Annotated in this window: 19 protein-coding genes; 15 read left to right on the top strand and 4 right to left on the bottom strand. The window is 29.9% G+C overall.

Features of this window, described 5'->3' with window-relative positions:
- Positions 1-110 precede the first annotated feature (110 nt).
- The 12 genes from CX675_RS16505 (at position 111) to CX675_RS16450 (ending at position 8,947) form a co-directional block, all read left to right on the top strand.
- Entirely contained in the window at positions 111-650 is a 540-nt protein-coding gene (locus CX675_RS16505; RefSeq protein ID WP_130736351.1) for a helix-turn-helix domain-containing protein, read from the top strand.
- 85 nt (positions 651-735) lie between these two features.
- On the top strand, positions 736-1,641 hold the full coding sequence (locus tag CX675_RS16500; RefSeq protein ID WP_130736350.1) for a hypothetical protein: 906 nt from the start codon (positions 736-738) through the stop codon (positions 1,639-1,641).
- Positions 1,642-1,775: 134 nt separating this feature from the next.
- Entirely contained in the window at positions 1,776-2,351 is a 576-nt protein-coding gene (locus CX675_RS16495) for a DinB family protein (protein WP_240723673.1), read from the top strand.
- Between the two features lie 39 nt (positions 2,352-2,390).
- Positions 2,391-2,693, top strand: a complete 303-nt coding sequence (locus CX675_RS16490) for a hypothetical protein (protein WP_130736349.1) — start codon at positions 2,391-2,393, stop codon at positions 2,691-2,693.
- A 108-nt stretch (positions 2,694-2,801) separates the two neighbouring features.
- Positions 2,802-3,557, top strand: a complete 756-nt coding sequence (locus CX675_RS16485) for an AraC family transcriptional regulator (protein ID WP_130736348.1) — start codon at positions 2,802-2,804, stop codon at positions 3,555-3,557.
- Positions 3,558-3,588: 31 nt separating this feature from the next.
- Entirely contained in the window at positions 3,589-4,749 is a 1,161-nt protein-coding gene (locus CX675_RS16480; protein WP_130736347.1) for an NAD(P)/FAD-dependent oxidoreductase, read from the top strand.
- 96 nt (positions 4,750-4,845) lie between these two features.
- Positions 4,846-5,172 carry a helix-turn-helix transcriptional regulator gene (locus tag CX675_RS16475; protein WP_130736346.1) on the top strand — a complete coding sequence of 109 codons (327 nt, stop codon included), beginning with the start codon at positions 4,846-4,848 and terminating at the stop codon, positions 5,170-5,172.
- A gap of 315 nt (positions 5,173-5,487) precedes the next feature.
- A complete protein-coding gene (locus CX675_RS16470) occupies positions 5,488-6,099 on the top strand; it encodes an FMN-dependent NADH-azoreductase (RefSeq protein WP_130736345.1) in 612 nt (203 codons plus the stop codon).
- A gap of 74 nt (positions 6,100-6,173) precedes the next feature.
- Complete coding sequence (locus CX675_RS16465; protein WP_130736344.1) at positions 6,174-7,094, top strand: AraC family transcriptional regulator; 921 nt, start codon at positions 6,174-6,176, stop codon at positions 7,092-7,094.
- 122 nt (positions 7,095-7,216) lie between these two features.
- Positions 7,217-7,972: a DJ-1/PfpI family protein gene (locus tag CX675_RS16460; protein WP_130736343.1), complete on the top strand. Its 756-nt coding sequence runs from the start codon at positions 7,217-7,219 to the stop codon at positions 7,970-7,972.
- Positions 7,973-7,986: 14 nt separating this feature from the next.
- Positions 7,987-8,421, top strand: a complete 435-nt coding sequence (locus CX675_RS16455) for an SRPBCC domain-containing protein (protein WP_130736342.1) — start codon at positions 7,987-7,989, stop codon at positions 8,419-8,421.
- Between the two features lie 121 nt (positions 8,422-8,542).
- Positions 8,543-8,947: a hypothetical protein gene (locus CX675_RS16450; protein WP_130736341.1), complete on the top strand. Its 405-nt coding sequence runs from the start codon at positions 8,543-8,545 to the stop codon at positions 8,945-8,947.
- Positions 8,948-9,404: 457 nt separating this feature from the next.
- Here the strand turns inward: CX675_RS16450 and CX675_RS16445 are convergent, their stop codons facing one another.
- The gene (locus CX675_RS16445) at positions 9,405-11,303 is read right to left on the bottom strand and encodes an amidophosphoribosyltransferase (RefSeq protein WP_130736340.1); all 1,899 of its coding nucleotides are present in this window, start codon (positions 11,301-11,303) and stop codon (positions 9,405-9,407) included.
- Positions 11,304-11,382: 79 nt separating this feature from the next.
- Positions 11,383-12,309 (bottom strand): PfkB family carbohydrate kinase, encoded by a 927-nt coding sequence (locus CX675_RS16440; protein WP_130736339.1) that lies wholly within the window; start codon positions 12,307-12,309, stop codon positions 11,383-11,385.
- 131 nt (positions 12,310-12,440) lie between these two features.
- Here CX675_RS16440 and CX675_RS16435 point away from each other — a divergent pair, with 131 nt between their 5' ends.
- Positions 12,441-13,208, top strand: coding sequence for a nitrilase family protein (locus CX675_RS16435; RefSeq protein ID WP_130736338.1), 768 nt, complete (start codon positions 12,441-12,443; stop codon positions 13,206-13,208).
- A gap of 3 nt (positions 13,209-13,211) precedes the next feature.
- Here CX675_RS16435 and CX675_RS16430 read toward each other — a convergent pair whose 3' ends face one another.
- Both CX675_RS16430 and CX675_RS16425 read right to left on the bottom strand, forming a co-directional pair.
- A complete protein-coding gene (locus CX675_RS16430; RefSeq protein WP_130736337.1) occupies positions 13,212-14,822 on the bottom strand; it encodes an Ig-like domain-containing protein in 1,611 nt (536 codons plus the stop codon).
- A gap of 69 nt (positions 14,823-14,891) precedes the next feature.
- Positions 14,892-15,575 carry a ComF family protein gene (locus tag CX675_RS16425; RefSeq protein WP_130736336.1) on the bottom strand — a complete coding sequence of 228 codons (684 nt, stop codon included), beginning with the start codon at positions 15,573-15,575 and terminating at the stop codon, positions 14,892-14,894.
- 61 nt (positions 15,576-15,636) lie between these two features.
- Between CX675_RS16425 and CX675_RS16420 the strand changes: the two genes are divergently transcribed.
- Positions 15,637-16,473: a hypothetical protein gene (locus CX675_RS16420; RefSeq protein WP_130736335.1), complete on the top strand. Its 837-nt coding sequence runs from the start codon at positions 15,637-15,639 to the stop codon at positions 16,471-16,473.
- Positions 16,474-16,533: 60 nt separating this feature from the next.
- Positions 16,534-18,078 carry a glycine--tRNA ligase gene (locus CX675_RS16415; protein ID WP_130736334.1) on the top strand — a complete coding sequence of 515 codons (1,545 nt, stop codon included), beginning with the start codon at positions 16,534-16,536 and terminating at the stop codon, positions 18,076-18,078.
- Positions 18,079-18,122: the final 44 nt, after the last annotated feature.

The raw sequence follows: 18,122 nt of genomic DNA, 5'->3' as shown, positions 1-18,122 counted from the left end.
GATTATTAGGATACTAAAAGTTTGACTATATTTGTTTTTAAGCATTAAGACGATTGTTTATCATCTTATGTTTTATGTTATTACTTGTATTTATTTTAAAAAAGTCCAAAATGAATCGTGTTAAGTTTTTAAGGGAACAACAAAAAATGACGCAAACAGAATTAGCTGAACAATCTGGGGTGTCATTAAGAACCATTCAACGTATAGAAGCGGGTAGTTCTTTAAAAGGTTTTTCATTAAAAGCAATTGCTCATGCTTTAAAAACAGAACCTAAAAATCTTTTGTTCTCATCTAAAGTCATAAAAAATACAATACAAGCGAAAGCGATTAACTTATCTGTTCTTTCAGGTCTTATAATTCCTTTTGGGGAAATTATTTTTCCTTTAATTTTAACTGCCAAAACGAAAGATCCTAAAGTTAAAAGTATAGGAAAAGAAATTATAGAGGTACAAGTTTTATTGAACGCTTTTTTTTCAATAATGTTTCTATTAAGTCCTTTTGTTCAACATTATTTGTTGCCTCGAGTTCCTGTGTTTTTATTTTTTTTGGTGCTTTTTTTGGTGCTAAAAATTGTTTTTGTCGTACTTAATGGGAAGAGTCTTAATCAAAATGAAGAGCTGACTATTAGGTTTAAAAACAGCTATTTGTAGATGTGAAAATTTAATTGTCGTAAAAATGGCGTATTCTTTTTGGTAAAAAAACCAATATTTTCTCGGAACATTGCAGAAAAAAATCATGAAATTAATTAAGAAAATTCTGCTTTCCATTTTTTTCCTTTTCGTTATAACACTTGTAGTGGGTTATTTTTATTTTGACAACAAATTTACACCAGACGCGAATTATTTGTCTGTAAAAAATGAAAGTGGAAAAATACCAATAGAATGGACAAGTAAAGATAAAAAAGCGTTGCTTTTGCCAATCCATTTTCAAAATGATACAACCACTTATTTTCTACAATTTGATACTGGAAGTCCGTACACTTTGTTTTACAAAAACGCAATCTTAAATATTTCTGCCATTACTAGAGAAGAAAAAATAGCTTCAAGTACTTTCAAAATTGGACAGTGTGAAGTTTCTTCTAACACCTTTAAAATGATCAATTTTAGAGAACAAGATAAGAACAGTAAACTAATTGGTACTCTAGGCGCAGATATTTTAGAGGATAGAAAAACCCTAATTGATTTTAAGAATAATTCCCTTTATTTGAATGTCAAAGAAGCACCCAAAAAAAATGAAGATCAATTGTTTGACTTCAAATTCAAAAAAAGAAAAATAATCATTCCAGCTATTTTAGATAATCAAAATGAAAACTTTCTTTATGATACAGGAACCAGTGGCTATGAATTATTAACTACAAGGGAAAATTGGGAAAAATTAAAATTACCTAATTCAATTGTAACAACGGAGAAAGGAAAATCTTGGGATAATGTTTTGACCACCTATTCTGCTCGGGCAAATCAACGTATAATTTTTAGACAACATAGCCTCGCTTTAACAGAAGTTACATACGTACACGGTTTTTCAAAAACACAATATTATCTTATGAAGTTTTCTGGTATGTCTGGTATGTTAGGAAACAAAATATTTCTTGAACACAGCATTTTTATAGATTGTCAAGAGCTTAAAATAGGAATCGAGTAATATCTTTTTTACTTTATGTAAAACGGTGAAATCTCTAAAGTTTACGTTATCTTTGAAAGAGATTCTTTAGCTATAAGCACTCTAGTTTTTAAGAACATCAAAAAATCGAAAGTATATTCAAAAAAGAACAAACAATGATGCTATTTAGAAAAATCAATAGACCAGATAAAAATGAATATCCTTTATATTCTCAACATTATTTTGATTTGATAAAAACCGATACCGATATTTTGCAAGAGCTGCACGATAATTTTTTCAGATTAAAAGAGTTTATTTATGCCCTACCAGAAGAAAAATTAGGGTACAGATACGACAAAGATAAATGGACTATTAAAGAAATATTAGTGCATAATATGGATGACGAACGTATATTCGCTTACAGAGCGCTACGTTATGCACGAAACGACAATACTCCTTTACATGGATTTGAAGAAACTAATTATGCTACATTTTCTAAAGCCAATGAGCGAAGTTTAGATACTATTTTTGAAGAATATTGGAGTGTTAGGTTGGCTACTTTATTGTTATTTCAAAATCTTCCTGAAGAATCTTTTACAAGAAAAGGTAGCGGTATAGATACAGATGGCATTATAAAAAATGAAAGAACGGTAAGAGCGTTAGCTTATCATATTGCAGGACATGAATTAAGACATATTAAAATAATTAAAGAAAGATATCTAGGAATAGAAGTGGGTAAGTACCCAATTTAAATTTTGATTTCCTAGGTTATTGTACAATACACTGAATAAATGTTTTTTTTAATAGATACGATAGATAAAGTATGTCATGTTTTGGTTTACCAAAGCTTGATAGATTTAACTCAACGAATTGAGTGGCAAGATGTTTTTGAAGGGCAATCTATTATAATTGATGAAAACGGAATTGAATATGAATGGGATTCTTCTAAAAAAGAAGAAGTAGGGATTGTTTATAATTATACTTTAATCCCAACTGATAGGACTTCAAAGTTGTTAAGGGAATGTCTAAATGAATTACATACTTCCCGAAATAAACAGGAATTTAATTTTAAAACAAAGGAGGAATACAATTAATTTCAATAAAAATAGAATAGTATAATTATTGTTTTCTGATTACAATATTTGAAAAATTGTAGATTTATAGTACATTTAGATAAACATTAAAGTTTTTACAATTGTGTTATGAATAATGATTTAACATATCAATTCGTTAAACCAAATGCAGTATTGGAAGATTATGTGGCAGGTTTTTGGTCATTACAAAATGAATCAGAGAGTGATAAAGAAGTTGTAATTTTACCAGATGGAAGAATTGATTTGTTTTTCTCACAATCGACTAACGAGCCTTTTCATGTTACACTTTCAGGTTTAGAAACACAATCAAACAAAGCTGTTTTGGGGGCTAAAACTATTATGTTTGCAATCAGTTTTAAATTGTTGGCCATTGAATATGTTTTAAAAGATGGTATTGCGGCTATTTTAGATAATGCAAAATACTTACCAAATAACTTTTGGGATTTCAATGCAACCGATTTAACCGATTTTGCTTCTTTTTGTGAAAAAGCAATTCATAAAATTACAAGTCTTTTACCAAATGAAATTGATACTCGTAAAAAGAAACTTTTTGAAATTATTTATGATTCAAATGGAGCTACAACTATAAAAAAATTGTCAGAAAAAGTGTTTTGGAGTAGTAGACAAATGAATCGTTATTTTAATCAGCAATTTGGTATACCATTAAAAGTATATTTAAGCATTTTACGTTTCCGTGCTTCTTTTGATGATATTAAAGAAGGAAAGCTTTTTCCTGAAAGTAACTTTGCTGATCAATCCCATTTTATTAAAGAAGTCAAAAAACGTTCAGGTGTATCGCCCAAAAAGCTCAAGCAAAATCAAAACGACCGATTTATACAATTTTCAACGCTACCTACTAAATAATTTTGTACTATTAATTTTAAAGTTCTTAGTAATGAAATTACAAAATAAAACAATTGCTATTGTTGGTGGAGGACCTGGAGGACTAACATTGGCTAAATTATTACAACAAGAAGGCGTTCAAGTAAAAGTGTATGAAAGAGATTTAAATAAGAATGCTAGAGTTCAAGGTTCTCCATTAGATTTGCATGATGATTCTGGGTTAGCTGCAATAATTAAAGCCAATCTTTTGCAAGAATTCAAAAATAATTTTCTTCCGAAAGCGGATAGAAAAAAAATAATGAATGCCGATGCTGAGGTATTTTTTAGTGATCATGACGAAAAATTGGTTGAAGATTTTGGAAACCCACATTTTAGACCAGAAATTGATCGTGGTGATTTGAGAAAAATACTTTTAGATGCTTTAGAACCAGAGACCGTTGTTTGGGATTGCCATTTTACGACAATGGAAAGACAAAATGAAGGTTGGTTGTTACAGTTTAAAAATGGTTTTTCTGTCTATGCAGATCTTGTTATTGCTGCAGATGGGGCCAATTCTAAAATTCGCCCTTATGTTACAGATAGTATACCCATTTATTCTGGTATTACCATGCTTGAAGGAACTATTTATGATGCCATAAATTCAGCTCCTAAGATTTTTAAAATGTTAAATGGTGGAAAAATAATGGCTTTCGGTAATGAAAAAGATATTTTGCTGGGTCAGAAAGGAAATGGTGAAATTGGATTTTATGCTAGCTTCAAAACAAATGAGAATTGGGCTAAAAGTAGTGGGTTAGATTTTTCTAATAACAATGAAGTTCTTAATTGGTTTACTAATTTTTATCAGGGTTGGCATCCAGTTTGGCAAGAATTATTTGAAAATACAACTGCTCCTTTTATACCAAGACCTATTTATTATATGCCATTAGATCAAAAGTGGGAAGCCAAATCGAACGTAACTTTACTAGGTGATGCTGCTCATGTTATGCCTCCTTTTGCTGGCGAAGGTGTTAATATGGCTATGCGTGATGCTTTGGAATTATCTAATTGTTTGCTTTCAGATGAATATGCAATACCATTAGAAGCAATTCAAACTTATGAAACTAACATGAGACAAAGAGCAATTGCTGCTACAAAAGAGTCTTTAGAGAATGGGATTTTTATGCATAGTGAACAAGCATTAACTTTAATGTTAGATTTTTTTGCTAATCATTAATTTCGATGTTAATAATCCTAAGACAATTTGCGAAACCAAAAAGCTGCAAGTATATTTGCAACCAACTAGTTTCTAATAGAATTATTTAAAGATACAATGAGAAGAGATGTATTTCAAGCAATAGCAGATCCTACACGCAGAGCTATTATTTCTTTAATCGCTTCACAGGCAATGACTCCAAATGCTTTGGCAGAGCATTTTGAAACGAGTAGACAAGCAGTCTCTAAGCATTTAAAGATATTAACAGAATGTGAGTTAGTAAAACAAGAGCAACAAGGAAGAGAGATTTATTATTCGTTAGAAATCAATAAAATGAAAGAAATTGATCAATGGCTGGAAAAATTTAGACATATATGGGAAGATCGTTTCAATCAATTGGATGATGTATTAACAACACTAAAAAATAAAAAAGAGGAATCCTAATTTATTATTTGATTTTACAGTAAATAAAGACACATATACTGTACATGTAAAAAGAGCATTTTTGGCTAATTTAGATTTGGTTTGGGAGGCTTGGAGAAAAGCAAAAAGAGTAGATCAATTCTTGGCAACAAAAAAATGATAATAATTATTTTTTGCAATTTTATGAAACTAAAAATATAAAAAGGTTGCTTCTTTTTGAAGTGACCTTTTTAATAATAAAATAGTAAGTTCGACTACAAGAACCTTAAATTAGACTAAATATGTTGAGGTGTAAATCCAGAATTTTGTATTGATAAATTATTAAAAAAAACAACTATGAATACAAAACGCGTGCTTCATCTTGTTTCTAGCATACAAGGAAACAATTCTTATAGTATAAAGTTAGGTAATGCTATTGTAGGTGAAATTGTAAAAAAATATCCTGAAAGTATCATTGAAGAAATAAATTTAGCTGAAAATGAAATTCCGCATTTAAGTTCGACAACACTTCAAGCGATGTTTACACCAGAACAAGTTCTTTCTGAAAATCAAATACAATTACTAGAACGCTCTAATCAATTAATTAAACAATTATTAAATGCTGATATTTTGGTTATAGGTGCCCCTTTAATTAATTTTACGATTCCTTCCAATTTAAAATCATGGATAGATCACATTACTCGAGTAGGAATTACTTTTGGTTATAGTCCAGAAGGTTTTCCGATTGGTAAAGTAACAGGTAAAAAAGTATATATTGCTATGACTTCAGGGGGTATTTATTCTGAAGGTGCAGGAAAAGAAAATGATTTTGTAGCTCCTTACTTACAATCTTTTTTAGGTTTTTTAGGGATGAAAGATAGTACTGTAATTCGTGCTGAAGGTTTAAAAGTGAAAGGAATCATGGAGAAAGGAATGGAAAAAGCGTTAGAAAGTATAAAGATTGATTAAAACAAAATTCTTAAATTGGTTTAAAAGATAATTAAATTGATTAAAAAGGGTCTTTAAAACGAAATAATATTTCAATGAAAGGGCAAAAAGTACATAGGATAAAAACAATCCAAGAATTTTATAGTCATAAAGGGATTCCAGCACCTGCTCATCCTTTGATAAGTTTATTTGATTATAGTTTGATAAATTGTACAGAAGAAAGTGATAATGAATATTTTGTTTTTGATTTCTATCATATCTCCATTAAAAAGAATGCAAGCGTCAAATATAAATACGGTCAAAGTAGCTATGATTTTGATAATGGAGTTATGTTTTTTGTTGCTCCCAATCAGGTTTTTGGTACAGAACAAATAGCTGAAACGATGGCTTCTAAAGAAGGTTGGCTGCTACTGATTCATCCCAACTTTTTATGGAATACTTCTTTGGCAAAAAATATAAAAAAATATGACTATTTTGATTATGCTGTAAATGAAGCATTATTTTTGTCAGAGAAGGAAGAAGCGATTTTAAATACGATTGTTAAAAATATTGAGAAAGAATCTCATGAAAATTTAGATAAATTTAGTCAGAGTATTATTGTTTCTCAAATAGAAACATTATTAAACTATTCGGAACGATTTTATCAAAGGCAATTTTTAACACGTAATAAGAACAATCATAAAATACTTTCTAAAACAGAAAAAATTCTGAACGATTATTTCGCTATTCCTGAATTGTCAAGCCAAGGGTTGCCAACTGTCCAGTATGTGGCAGATATGCTGCATTTGTCACCTATATATTTGAGTAGTTTGCTTAAATCGATTACAGGTCAATCAACACAACAAATAATTCATGAAAAATTAATTGAAAAAGCGAAAGAAAAACTCACAACAACAAACCTCACTATTAGTGAAATAGCCTACGAACTTGGTTTTGAGCATGCTCAAAGCTTTAGTAAATTGTTTAAAACAAAAACTAATTTTTCTCCCATTAAATTTAGACAGGCGTTTAATTGATTACTATATTTTATTTGTATGATAAATTTATTTCTTTCTAAAAGAAACTGAAGTAAAGTTTATTTTAAACAAGTTCTTTTTAGTAACTTTGAGAGTGTAAATCATATAAAAAAATAATTAAAATGACTCCGCTTAAATTTATCTTTGGATTAGTGTTTAGTAGCTTTCTTATAGCTTGTAATTCAAATAATACAAAAACCAAAACTTCAGAAACAACTCAGGAAATAGTCATTAATAAATCCGATACTTTAACCAAACATTTAAAACCTTTTAATCCTGAATTGCCAACTATAGGTTTGTTAATGTATAATGGTGTTTTGCAAAGTGAAGTTGTGGCTACTTCTGATGTTTTTGGTAAACCAACGGAAGAAGGCAAGCAACTTTTTAATGTGATAACAATAGCCGAAACAAATCATCCAATAACTACAGAAGAAGGATTGCATTTTGTGCCAGATTACACTTTCAAAAACTGTCCTAAATTGAAAGCATTATTTGTGCCAAGTGCTTATGATATGTATGCACAAGTGCACAATAAAAATATTATTGATTTTATTAAAAATAAAAACAAGGAAACAGAATACACTGTGAGTAACTGTGGTGGAGCACAATTGATTGGAGCTTCTGGTATTGCTGACGGACATAAAATAGTTACTTGGATTGGTGGAGGTAAACAATTACAAATAGATTATCCTAATTTATTGGTTCAAAATGATAGTTTAATAACGTATGCAGAAGATGGTAAATTTCTCTCGTCTAATGGAAATTTAGCGAGTTATATTTCAGCTTTAAAATTGTTAGAGAAGATGACATCACCTGAACACCGCAAGTTTGTAGAAAGCTATTTGTATTTAGACCGACTTCAAAACTGGAAAGAATAAAACCCTTAACAATTATGGTGGTAGCGAATGAAATTTATAGTTTTAGAATTCTAGATGCACCTGTAGAAAAAGTTTACCAAGCTTTTGCAAATGTTGCTATTCTAAAAAAATGGTGGGGACCAGAAGGATTTACCAATACAATCCATGAATTTGATTTGAAACCTAATGGGAAATGGATTTTAACCATGCATGGTCCAGAAAAAGGGAATTATCAGAATGAATCTGTTTTTACTATTGTACAACCCGAAAAATTAGTAGCTTGGACAAGACTTTCTCAACCATTGTTTAATATGGAAGTGGGTTTTGAAAAAAGAGATGATTTGAAGACTAAGGTTTCATTTAAAATGATTTTTGAAACTGTTGAAGCGTGTAATAAATTAAAAGACTTTGTTACGCCAAAAAACGAGGAGAATTTCGATCGACTAGAAAGGGAATTACTCTTAATTTAATCAGTCTTTTTTTGTATTGTTAATTTTGATTTTGGGTTTGTAATATGTTGTTTATAAATATTTTGCGCAACCTAAACTTTAAAAATGCGTCTTACATGAAAGAACCTTAAATTAAACAATCATGAAAAAACAAATTCTAACTTTTTTAATCATGGCATCATTAAGCTCTTGTAATAACGACGATAGTTGCTCCTGTGCTAATAATAAATTAGTAGGAAAATGGAAGTTAATAGAAGTTTTGGCAGACCCAGGTGATGGTAGTGGAACTTTTAATCCTATTGAAAGCAATAAAATATTAGAATTTAAGAATAATAATACAGTTGTTACAAATACCTCAATGTGTAATCCTTTTTCAAATGAGATTGTTGTTTCAGGTGTTTATAATTATTTTGCTAGTACCATTGTGACCAATTGCCAAAATCCAACTGCGGCTTCTGTAGATTTTGAAATAGAAAATAATAACTTTTTGATATTAACCTATATCTCGACAGAAGGATATGCTCAAAAATATAAAAGAGTGTATTAAAAGAAATAACTATTACAACTTTATAAATATAGGGTTAAGGTATATATTTTAGTGGATAGTTTTAAAAGGAATTTTATATTCCTTTTTTTATGCAATCATTTTACATAAAACACAAAAAAAAGGTGAAATTACTTTCACCCTTTTTGCCCCAAATCTACCATAAAACTTAACCTACTAATTTTCTGGTAGTGCTAAAGTACTATGGTTTTGTATGCTTGCATAAAATAATTGTTGAAGTGTAAAAAAAAACGACGAAATGCTGTTTATGGATCAAATAGTTGCTAAAAAGTGAGTAAAACACAAAAAAAAAAGGTGAAATTACTTTCACCCTTTTTGCCCCAAATCTACCATAAAACTTAACCTACTAATTTTCTGGTAGTGCTAAAGTATAGCAAGGTTTATTTCTTACATAAAAAAATTGTTCAATAACACAAAAAAATCGATGAAAAGTAATTTTTTAGTATGCTCTTGCATCTTTTCCTTCATAAAAATTCATAAAAGCTCTATTGACTACTCTGTTTCCTCCTGCTGTAGGATAATCACCTGTAAAGTACCAATCACCTAAATTTTTAGGGCATGCTTTATGCAAATCAGCTACTGTTTGGTATATAATTTTTATTTCAGCTTTTATACCTTCGGGAGTTAACATTTCAGCAATTTTTGCCGAAATTTCTTCGTCTGTAAAAGGTGCGTAAATTTCTTTTACATAATTAATAACTTCATCGTCTTTGAAAAGTTCCTGACTTTTAGATTTTTTATAAACTTCATCAACTATATGATATAGGTTACGTTCTTTTAATAATTCTAAGGCAGCTTTAAAAGCAACTAAGCCTTCTAGTTTTGCCATATCTATTCCATAACAATCTGGATAGCGTATTTGAGGTGCTGAGGAAACTACTACTATTCTTTTCGGTTGTAATCGATCCATCATTTTAATGATGCTTTGTTTTAAAGTGGTACCTCTTACAATACTATCATCTATAATTACTAAATTATCCTCGGGTTTAACCACCCCATAAGTTACGTCATAAACGTGTGCTACTAAATCATCTCTGCTGCTGTCTTCTGTTATAAAGGTACGTAGTTTGGCATCTTTAATGGCTACTTTTTCAGTTCGTAATTTAACCGCTAAAATTTCTTGTAGCTTTTCTTCTGATAATTGGTCTTTACGTTCTAAAATTGACTTAATTTTTCGTTGGTTTAAAAAATCATTTGCTGCTTCTACCATTCCATAAAAAGAGGTTTCAGCAGTATTTGGAATGAAAGAAAAAACACTATTGTCTGTGTCGTAATCGATGGCTTTTAAAATCGATGGAAATACTAACTTTCCTAACTCTTTTCTTTCTTGATAGATTTCTGCATCACTGCCACGTGAAAAATAAATACGTTCAAAAGAACAGGCTTTCTTTATTAAAGGTTTTCTAACTTCTTCAATAAAAACATTGCCATTCTTTTTAATAATTATTGCGTTTCCAGGTTCTAATTCTTTCACTTCTTCAAATGGAACATTGAAAACGGTTTGTATTACAGGTCTTTCGGAAGCTACTACTGCAATTTCATCATCTTTGTAATAATAAGCGGGTCTAATTCCTGCGGGATCTCTTAAAACAAAAGAATCACCATGACCAATTAATCCTGCCATAGCATAACCTCCATCCCAGTTTCTAGAAGCGCGTTCTAACATTTTAGCAATATTCAAACGTTCAGCAATAACTGCCGAAGCCTCTTTTTTTGAATACCCTTCATTTTTGCATTTTTGATACAAATCTGTCACTTCATCATCTAGAAAATGACCTATTTTTTCCATTACTGTTACAGTATCTGCTAATTCTTTTGGATGTTGTCCTAAATCGACTAAACTTTGAAATAACTCTTTTACATTGGTAAGATTAAAATTACCAGCTACTATTAAGTTGCGGTGCATCCAATTGTTTTGGCGGAGAAATGGATGTACACTTTCAATGCTATTTTTACCAAAAGTACCATAACGAACATGCCCTAAAAACAACTCGGCTATGTAAGGGATGTTCTTTTTTTGTAAATCAATATCTTCTAGATATTCTGGGTGTTCCTGTAACTCAGTACTTATTCTTCCGTTAATTTGAGAAAAAATATCTTGAATTGGCTGCGAATGATTGGAACGAATTCGGCTAATGTATCTTTGTCCAGGCTCAATGTCCATTTTAATGCTGGCTAATCCAGCACCATCTTGTCCACGATTGTGTTGCTTTTCCATTAAGAGATACATTTTTTGTACTCCATAAAAAGAAGAACCATACTTCTCTTTATAGTACTCTAGGGGTTTTAAAAGTCTTAAAAGGGCAATCCCACATTCGTGTTTAATAGCGTCACTCATAAAGTTGTTGTGTTGTTTGAGTAATTATTCTAATGAAAACTTATTATTAAAAAAGCCCCGAAAATCGAGGCACAATCATTTAATCTAATTCTATTTCAAATTGCGTTAGTGCTTTAAACTGTTGTAAGCGTGCAATTACTTCTTCTTTTTCTAAATTTTCCATTCTTTCTGTTCCAAATTTTTCTACGCAAAATGAAGCTAAATTGGAGCCGTAAATAATGGCATTTTTCATGTTGTCAAAAGAAATGTTTTCACTTTGCGCAATATAGCCAGCAAAACCACCTGCGAATGTATCACCAGCTCCAGTCGGGTCAAATACTTCTTCAAGGGGTAACGCAGGAGCAAAAAATACTTCCTTGTTGTGGAATAATAAAGCTCCGTGTTCACCTTTTTTAATAACTACATATTTTGGTCCTAAAGTGTGAATCTTTTGAGCAGCTTTTACTAAAGAATACTCTCCAGATAATTGACGTGCTTCTTCATCATTAATCGTAATAACATCAACTCGTTTTACAACATCTAATAATTCTGGCAAAGCGCAATCCATCCAGAAGTTCATAGTGTCTAATACAATTAATTTTGGTTTTACTGTCATTTGGTCTAATACACTAGATTGTACCAAAGGGTGTAAATTGCCTAATAAAACTACTTCAGAGTTTTTATATTTATTTGGTACAACAGGATTAAAATCTGCTAATACATTTAATTCAGTAACCAAAGTATCTCTTGAATTTAAATCGTTATGGTATTTTCCACTCCAAAAGAAAGTTTTACCGCCTTTGACAATTTCTATACCTTCAATATTGATGTCTTTGTTTTCTAATAAGTCTAAATGTTCTTTTGGAAAATCTTCACCTACAACAGAAACGATAGCTGCATCTACGTTAAAAAAAGAAGAAGATAAACCAATATAAGTGGCTGCACCTCCTAAAATTTTATCTGTTTTTCCAAATGGCGTTTCAATAGCGTCAAAAGCTACTGTGCCAACGATAAGTAATTTATTCATTATATACTTTTTGAAATAAGTTGCAAAGATAAAACTTTAGTTTAAAACATTAAAGGTTTTAATAAAGTAAAACTTAATTAAGAGTATTAGTTTATTTTCCTAATTTTATGCCGTATTTTATCCCAAAAAAAATGAAAATAGCTATTTTTCAAACGAAATTAATTTGGCAAAAACCAGCAGAAAACCAGCAGTTTTTGAAAGAATATTTAGATGCCTGTGATGAAACATTTGATCTTTTAGTGTTGCCTGAAATGTTTACGACTGGATTTACTATGACTCCCTCTGGTGTGGCTGAAACAATGGATGGTGATAGCATACAATGGTTAAGAAAAACAGCTCAAGAAAAACAAATAGCAATTACAGGTAGTCTAATTATTGAAGAGAATGAACATTACTACAATCGTTTGGTTTTTGTTTTTCCTAATGGTTCTTTAGAGTTTTATGATAAAAGACATTTATTTTCACTAGCAGGAGAAGATAAAATATATGCAAAAGGTAAAAGTAAAAAAATAATCAATTATAAAGGGTGGAAAATTTGCCCTTTGATTTGTTATGATTTGCGTTTTCCAGTTTTTAGTAGAAATGTAGAGGGATATGATTTACTATTATATGTGGCTAATTGGCCCAAACCAAGAATTAATGCATGGAATGCATTATTAAAAGCAAGAGCTATTGAAAATATGGTTTTTACTGTTGGGGTTAATCGTATAGGAATAGATGAAAATGATTTAGAATATATAGGGAATTCGCAAGTAATTGATTATCTTGGAAATGAAATTATGAATTGTACTAGTGAACAAGGTTTCTTTATAACCGAAATCCACAAAGAGACTATGCTAGAAACAAGAGAAAAACTCAATTTTTTGAACGATAGAGATTCTTTTCAACTTGTGTTTTAATTATTATTCTCCAATTAAAAATTCTTGTTCTACATCCCAATTGGCTCTTACATCTATTTTTTTAGAGTAATAGATAATTTGTTCAGGTTGTTTTTGTTCTAAATAATTTCCTGTATCCCAAACTCCATTTTTGTTGTCGTCGTATATGATTCTTAATGTATAAATACGAGGTTCAATAGATTCGAAAAATATTGGAGCATCTGTGTAGCTACTTTGTGAGGCAACAACAACTCCTTTATCAGTTAAAATCTCTAAAATATAAGGATAACGATTGCTATTTTTAACTTGTACTCTCAGATTACCAAAATCAGAAAGTGCTCTGGTATCAAAATAAAATAAAAGACTGTCGTTTTTAGTGTTGTAAAAATCTTCAATAGCATTTGGAAGTATTTCCATAGTGTATTTTTGATTTTCTTCTTTTTTGAAATCAAAAACAATTTCTTGTTCAAACTCTTTATAAGTATAAGTAAAGTCTAAAGATGTTGAATCCTTGTCTATTAATTTAATTTTACTTTTATCTATAGAAAGTAATGGGGTTTTTGTTTTTAATGTAAGAGAATCTCTAAAATTGAGCGTTTTTAGAGGAGATTGAATGGAAAGAGAATCGGTTTCTTTTAACTCTTTTATCTTGGTAGTAAATGATTTAGAATACAAACCGTTTTCAATATTTATAACTAATGAATCTGCTTTTACAATAGGAATGAATAATTGAATAGAATCTTTTCCTTTATCTGGAAATTTAGTTATTTTTAAAGGGATATTCTCATTATTTGCAACAGCTGTTATTGTTGCATTTTTGGGATTACCTTGAAAACCCATAAATAGCTTATTGTTTGTTTGTTGAATCGGTTTGTCTGCTTTAAAAGTTGTTATTTCTTTAAAAAGTTCTAATTCATAAATAGTATCATTTGGTAAAGAAATAGTTTGTTCTAAAAATCCAATTTTATCTGTCTTAGGATCAAATTTAAAATTGTTGTTTTTGTCTTTTAATGCAATCACTTTATAATCTCCTGCTTTTAAATTTTCTAAAGCAAAAAAGGTTAAACTATCTAAGGTGTTTGTTACATATAAAGGGGTTTCATTAAATACTGTGGAATCTTTAAATGTTTTAGCATCATACAATTGAACAGAAACGAAGTTGTCTGGTTTTTCTTCGTAAGCGTCCTTGATTTTTCCAACCAAACTAAGGGAGTCAATATAACTGCCTGTCGAAAAAACGTATTTAAATTGAGAATAGGGATTTCCTTCATTATTATCTGTTATACTTTGTCCAAAATTAAAGCTATATGTTGTGTTTGGATTTAAAGGTTCTTGTATTTTTACAGAAATAAATCTACTGGCACTACCTTGCGGAATGATTATAGGTTGTTTTTTTAAAGGTGGTGAAATAATTAATTGCTTATTAATGTTTTTTACCTTTATTAATTCATTAAAAGTGATTTTAATTTCATTTCCCTGAAAATTTGTGTGGAAGTTTTCTGGATTACTAGAGATGATTTTAGGTGCTATAGTATCTTTTGCGCCACCATTAATTGTTCCTCTTTTGGCACAACTACTGATTGAAATACTCAAACCTAAAACTAGCGTAACTATAATAAAATAGATGTTTTTCATTTATAATTTGAAATAATGCGTTACAAAATAACAACTATATTTAGTCTAAACATAATTTTTTAATTTTTTTTATGATTGCGTATAAGCTATAGTGATTACACTAACTTTAGCTTTAGGTATTTTTAATAACGCTTTTGCACAAGATTCTAAAGTTGCTCCAGTAGTAATCACATCGTCAATTAAGAGAAAATGTTTCCCTTTGAATTCAGAACCATTTCGTACTTCAAATAAATTTTTATTACGAACTTGTCTTTCAAATTTATTTTTCTTGGTCTGCGTTTTAGAGTATTCATTTTTAAAAAGTAAATTGTTGTTATATGGAATATCTAATTCTTTGGATAAAGCCATACAAAATGTTTCAACTTGATTGTAGGTTCTTTCTTTTAGTCTTTTAGGGTGAAGAGGAACAGGAATGATGGTGTCAATTTTATGTTTTTCTTTTAATCCTTTTAGAAGTAAGGCGTAATTCAATCCTAAATAAGTTCCAATTTCTTGTTTTCCTTTATATTTTAATTGATGAATTAAATTTTGAACAATACCTTCTTTGTGAAAGTACAGCATAGAATAGGCAAATTCCAAATCTACTATGCCATAAAATTTATTCATAGTATCATTAGTATTTAATAAATGATGATGTGTTAAGGGTAAATCATGAATACAGGATGAGCAAATTATTTTTTCATTGTTTAATAAAAGGTCTTTGCAGCCATAACAAAGTGTTGGAAATAATAACTTTAACAGATTTTTATGCATTACACCGATAATAAAATTAGAGAAACTTAAAATTCAGTTAATTTAATCAAAATTAAAATTAATGATATCCAAAAAGGAAACAATTGTGAAATTTTCTATCACTGCTTTAGTGCTTTTAGTATTATTGTTGTTTTTTGGATATCGAAATATTTCTGTAAAGTATGATAAGTTAATAGATCAATCTAATACAGAAAATAGATTAATGCAGAATCAGTTTGATGAAATTCTTAGAAAATACGATTCTGTAACTACTGTAACGAAAAACGAAGATTCTTCAGAAATAAGGAAAATTATAGACAAAGCCTTGGTTGATTCAAGAGAATATCGTCCTAATCCAGGTACCTCTTCAGGTAAAGAATCCAAAGATACAGACGCTAAAATTGCAATTTTAAAAGCTAAAATTGCAGATGACTCCGAAGAAATAATAGCTATTAATAATACCATTACTCACAATAAAAAATTATTAGGTCAATTAGAATCTGATAAAAAGAAATATATTAAAGTAAAGCATGAAAATCTAAATGCAATTAATTTGAATGTAAGAGGTGTTAAAATCTTATCTGATTTATATACTAAATCTAGAAATAGAAGAATTCAGCAAATTAGAGTTTGTTTCACATTAGAAGGGAATGAGTTTGTTCGAAACGGAAATAAAGATTTGTATATACAAGTTGTGAATCCTAAAAATCAGATTATTTCAGTTGAAGATACTTTTTTAGAACAAGACAATATCAGATTGGTTTACAGTGCTAAAACGGAAACGATGTATAATAAAAAAGATATAGACGTTTGTACATATGTTGATTTAGAGGCTGAAAAAACAATAAAAGGAAAATATATTATCAATATTTACAATTCTTTCTGTAAAATTGGCACAACTATTTTTGAATATGAATAATACTCAAATTATTCACAAAAAATCTTTTCTATATTTAAAACCTATTTTTACTTTTGCAACATGGCAAAACAAGATGACTTATTTAAAAATGTAATTTCGCACGCAAAGGAATACGGATTTATTTTTCCGTCAAGCGAAATTTACGACGGACTAAGTGCAGTATATGATTATGCACAAAATGGTGTCGAATTAAAGAAAAATATACGTGAGTATTGGTGGAAAGCAATGGTGCAAATGCATGAGAACATTGTAGGGATTGATGCTGCAATTTTTATGCATCCTACTACTTGGAAAGCATCGGGTCACGTAGATGCTTTTAGCGATCCTTTAATTGATAATAAAGATTCTAAAAAAAGATATCGTGCTGATGTTTTAATTGAAGATTATGCTGAAAAAATCAATATAAAAGCGCAGAAAGAAATAGAAAAAGCCAAAGTTCGTTTTGGAGACGCTTTTAATGAAACTGAATTTGTAACTACAAATGAGCGTGTCAAGGGTTATTTGGATCAAAAAAACGCTATTTTGCAACGTATGGCTCGTTCATTAGAAAATGATGATTTAGCTGATGTAAAAGCATTGATTGAAGAATTAGGTATTGCTTGTCCTGAGTCTGGTTCTAAAAATTGGACAGAAGTAAGGCAATTCAATTTGATGTTTGCTACAAAATTAGGTGCTTCTGCTGATACAGCAATGGATTTGTATTTACGACCAGAAACAGCTCAAGGAATTTTTGTCAACTTTTTGAATGTACAAAAAACAGGAAGATTGAAAATTCCTTTTGGAATTGCGCAAACGGGTAAAGCATTTCGTAATGAAATTGTAGCAAGACAATTTATTTTCAGAATGCGTGAGTTTGAACAAATGGAAATGCAGTTTTTTGTAAAGCCAGGCGAGGAAATGCAATGGTATGAGTATTGGAAGCAAACCCGTTTGGCTTGGCATCAATCGTTAGGTTTAGGAGCTGAAAATTACCGTTTTCATGATCATGAAAAATTAGCACATTATGCAAACGCTGCGGCTGATATTGAGTTTAATTTTCCATTTGGATTTAAAGAATTAGAAGGAATTCACTCCAGAACTGATTTTGATTTAAAAGCGCATGAAGAATATTCAGGTAAGAAATTACAATTCTTCGATAATGAAACAAATTCTAGTTATGTTCCTTATGTAGTGGAAACTTCTGTTGGTTTAGATCGTATGTTTTTAGCCGTTTTTTCTACTGCTTTACAAGAAGAAACTTTAGAAGATGGTTCTACTAGAACAGTATTGCGTTTACCTTCTGTTTTAGCGCCAACTAAAGCAGCCGTTTTACCATTGGTTAAAAAAGATGGTTTGCCAGAAATTGCTAGAGAAATTATTGAAGATTTAAAATGGGATTTCAATGTAGCTTATGATGAAAAAGATGCAGTAGGAAGAAGATATAGAAGACAAGATGCATTAGGAACACCGTTTTGTATTACTGTGGATCATCAAACATTAGAAGATAAGACAGTAACGATTCGTTATAGAGATTCTATGGAACAACAGCGTGTTGCTATTACAGAACTAAGAGAAATTATCAATGGAGAAGTTTCTATGAGAAACTGGTTGATGAAAATGAAATAAGTATAGTTTTATAACTAAATAAAAAAATCCCGAATTAATACAAT

This window comes from Flavobacterium sp. J27 (assembly GCF_004303025.1).
Lineage (GTDB): Bacteria > Bacteroidota > Bacteroidia > Flavobacteriales > Flavobacteriaceae > Flavobacterium.
Note: the sequence above shows the minus strand (reverse complement) of the source record. Positions and strands in the feature narration are given on the sequence as shown.